Source organism: Streptomyces sp. NPDC057654 (genome assembly GCF_042800135.1).
Classification (GTDB): domain Bacteria; phylum Actinomycetota; class Actinomycetes; order Streptomycetales; family Streptomycetaceae; genus Streptomyces.
Map to the genome: position 1 here is coordinate 1 of NZ_JBHVHQ010000819.1, position 3,873 is coordinate 3,873.

Annotated in this window: 3 protein-coding genes; all 3 read left to right on the forward strand. The window is 72.5% G+C overall.

The annotated features are described in order from the left end of the window. Window positions 1–709 (forward strand): glutamate ABC transporter substrate-binding protein (locus ACFU99_RS36455; protein ID WP_384400775.1); only part of this gene is annotated, 709 nt, incomplete at its 5' end. A gap of 230 nt (window positions 710–939) precedes the next feature. After that, a complete protein-coding gene (locus ACFU99_RS36460) occupies window positions 940–2,247 on the forward strand; it encodes a hypothetical protein (protein WP_384400777.1) in 1,308 nt (435 codons plus the stop codon). 55 nt (window positions 2,248–2,302) lie between these two features. Next, a partial coding sequence (locus ACFU99_RS36465) for a serine/threonine protein kinase (RefSeq protein WP_384400780.1) occupies window positions 2,303–3,873 on the forward strand: 1,571 nt, incomplete at its 3' end.

Consider the following 3,873-nt stretch of genomic DNA (forward strand, 5'->3'; position numbering starts at 1 on the left):
GAACAGCTTCCGCTGGGGGTACCGCGACCCGGCGACCGGCCGTCTCAGCGGCTTCGACATCGAGCTCGTACGGGCCATCGCCAAGGACATACTCGGCGACCCGGAGAAGGTCACCTGGCTCGCCATCCCCACCAACAAACGCATCGACGTGCTGCGCGACAAGAAGGTCGACGTCGTCGCCCGCACCATGACGATCAACTGCGAGCGCATCAAACAGGTCGCCTTCTCCACCGCCTACTTCGAGGCCGGCCAGCAGGTCCTGGTGCCCGACGGCTCGAAGATCACCGCCTTCGACGACACGCTGAACGGCAAGAAGGTGTGCACCGCCAAGGGGTCCACGGGCGAGTCGGAGCTCAAGAACGAGGCGCACGGCGCGGAGGTCCGCACCGTCCCCAACCAGCTGGACTGCCTGGTGCGGCTCCAGTTGGGCCAGGTGGACGCGGTGATCACGGACAACGCGCTGGCAGCGGGCCAGGCGGCGCAGGACCCGTCGGTGAAGCTGGTCGGCAAGCCGTTCACCACGGAGCCGTACGGCGTGGCGATGAACCTCGGGGACAAGGACCTGGTCCGCCGGGTCAACAAGGTCCTGGAGGACTACGAGCGCGGGGGCAAGAACAGCCAGTGGATGCTGGCCTACCAGAAGTGGCTCGCGGAGGACCTCACCGGAATCAAGAACCCGGCGCCCCCCAAGCCCCTCTACAAGGACTGAACGCGGCCCCCGCCAGGACCGATCGGCGGCCGCGAGGACTGATCGCAAGGACTGAAGGACTGAACGCGGCGGCCGCGAGAACGGTCTCCACAGGTACGAGGACTGGACACGGCGCGGATCGGGCACAGCAGGAACGGACACGGAAGCAGCAACTGCCACAGCCGACACAGCGGATAAACGGGAATGAACCGGCGAAGCGCGGCGCCAGCCGCGGACAGGAGAGGTGATCGATGGCGGTCTCGGGACCTACCGGGCCGGCCCTGAGCCGTGAGGAGGCGGACCGCGCGCTGACCAGGCTCGGCGCCGAACACGAGGCCGTCGAAACCTCACTGCTGGCGCTCCAGGACCACGCCGGCCGCAGACTGCTGGAGGGCGCGGAGCTGACCGGCGCGACCAAGAGCCGGTGGGAGGCCACGGAGCCGCTCATCTCCCTCCTGTGGACCTACTTCGACGCGTACTCGGCGGCCCTGACCCGGGCCCGCGAGCTGCGCGCCCGCCGCCGCTGGCCCACCCAGAGCGAGCTCGCCGACCTCACCGAACTGCTGCGGGGCCCCTGCGTCACGCTGCCGGACACCGGCGCCCCGACCGGCCCGGCGCTGCTCAGCGAGCGGCTGAGCCTCCAGGAGCTCGTCGCCCGGATGAACGGCTGGTACGCCCGCGCCCTCGACGTCGTCGTCACCGCCGACGCCGTGTGGTCCGCCCTGCCCGCCCGGATAGACCTGCTCTCGGCCGAGCTGGGGCGCACCCGCTCGCTGGCCCACTCCGTGGGCGTACGCCCCGGCGAGCACCCGGCCGGCGACGACCTGGAGCACATCACGGGCGAACTGACCGCGCTCCGCGCCGAGGTGATCTCCGACCCGCTCTCCTTCTGGTCCGGCGCGTCCCCGAGCTCCGCGCCCGGCGGCGGCCGACCCGACACCGAGCGGTACGACCGGGCGGCCCGCGCCCTGGAGGACGTACGGCGCGAGATCGAGGCCGTGCTGGCGGTGCGGCAGGACTCCGAGCAGCGGCTGATGCACCTGCGCGACGTGCTCTCCCGCGCGGACCGCACCCTGACCGAGGCGCGGCAGGCGCGCGGCGAGGTCCTCGCGAAGATCGCCGCGTCCGTGGTGCCCGCCGTGACCGGGCCGCCCACCGCGCTGCACGAGCAGCTCGCGGCGGCGGCCGACTACCGACGGCGCGCCCAGTGGCACCGGCTCTCGCCGCTGCTGGACTCGCTGGAGCGGCGCGCCGAGGACGAGTTGCTGCGCGCCCGCGAGTCGCTGTCGGCGGTCACCGCGCCGCTGGCCGTACGGGCGGAGCTGCGCGGCCGGCTCGACGCGTACAAGGCGAAGGCCGCGCGGCACGGCATGGCGGAGGATCCGCTGCTCGTGGAGCGCTACGACGCGGCCCGCCGGATGCTCTGGAGCGCGCCGTGTGATCTGCTGGCAGCGGAAGCGGCCGTGCTCCGCTATCAGCGGGCCACGGCGGAGGTGCTGGTCCCGCAGCAGCCGGGCCACGCCGACCACAGGGCCGACCACAGGGGGGAGCCGTCGTGAAGGGACACGGCGCGCGGCTGAGCGCGGCGGCGGGCGAGCGGGGCGGAGGGCGGATATGAGCACCTGTCAGCGGCCGGGCTGCGAGGGCTCGTACGACGACGTCGGCGGCGGCGAGCTGTACTGCGACACCTGCGGGCTGGCGCCGGTCGTCTCGCCCGACGGCATGGTGGGCTCCCCGGCGACCGGCGTCGCGGGCGGCAGCGGATCGGGGGGCGGGTCGGGCAGGTCCGGCGGTTCCGGTCGGTCCGGCGCGGGCTCCGGCTCCCGCTCCTCCTCCCATTCCTCGTCTTCCCGGTCTTCCCGGTCCTCCCAGTCCTCCGGCACGTCGCGGTCCTCGACATCGCGCCGCTCGGTCTCCGGGCGGCTCTCGCGCACCCTGCCGGGGGCGGCGACCGCCCGCTCGGTGTCGGTGCGCAGCTCGCAGTCGGCCGCCTCCGCGTCCGGCCGCAACAAGCTGGGCGCGGGCCTGGTGACCATGCCGGCGGTGCCGCGCCCCGATCCGCACTCCGCGGTGCTGGAGAACCCCGAGGTGCCGGAGCGCAAGCGGTTCTGTAGCAAGAGCGACTGCGGCGCGCCGGTGGGCCGTTCGCGCGGCGCGCGGCCGGGCCGTACGGAGGGGTTCTGCACCAAGTGCGGGCATCCGTACTCCTTCGTACCGAAGCTGCGGCGGGGCGACATCGTGCACGGCCAGTACGAGGTGGCGGGCTGCCTGGCGCACGGCGGCCTCGGCTGGATCTATCTGGCGATAGACCGCGCGGTCTCCAACCGGTGGGTGGTGCTCAAGGGCCTGCTCGACACCGGCGACGAGGACGCGCTGGCCGTGGCCCTCTCCGAGCGGCGCTTCCTCGCGGAGATCGAGCACTCCAACATCGTCCGCATCTACAACTTCGTGGAACACCTCGACCAGCGCACCGGCTCCCTCGACGGCTACATCGTCATGGAGTACGTGGGCGGCAAGTCGCTCAAGGAGATCGCCAACGAGCGGCGCGCGGGGGACGGGCGGCGGGACCCGCTGCCGGTCGGGCAGGCGTGCGCGTACGGCATCGAGGCGCTGGAGGCGCTCGGCCACCTGCACAGCCGCAACCTCCTGTACTGCGACTTCAAGGTCGACAACGCCATTCAGCAGGAGGACCAGCTCAAACTCATCGACATGGGCGCGGTCCGGCGGATGGACGACCAGGACAGCGCGATCTACGGCACGGTCGGCTACCAGGCCCCGGAGGTCGCGGAGGCCGGCCCGTCCGTCGCCTCCGACCTGTATACGGTCGCGCGCACGCTGGCCGTCCTCACCTTCGACTTCCAGGGCTACACCAGCGTCTATCTGGACGTCCTGCCCGACCCCGAGCACATCGAGGTGTTCTCCCGGTACGAGTCCTTCTACCGGCTGCTCGTACGGGCCACCGACCCCGATCCGGGGCGGCGGTTCGCCTCGGCGGAGGAGATGGCGGACCAGCTGACGGGGGTGCTGCGCGAGGTCGTGGCGATCCAGACGGAGCAGCCGCGGCCCGCGCTGTCCTCGCTGTTCGGTCCGGAACTGCGGGTGGTGGACACGCGGTTGTTCGCCGAGCAGGGCGGCGACGTCTCCGTGCTGGGCTCCCGGCCGGGCGCCCGCGCGGGGCGCAAGGC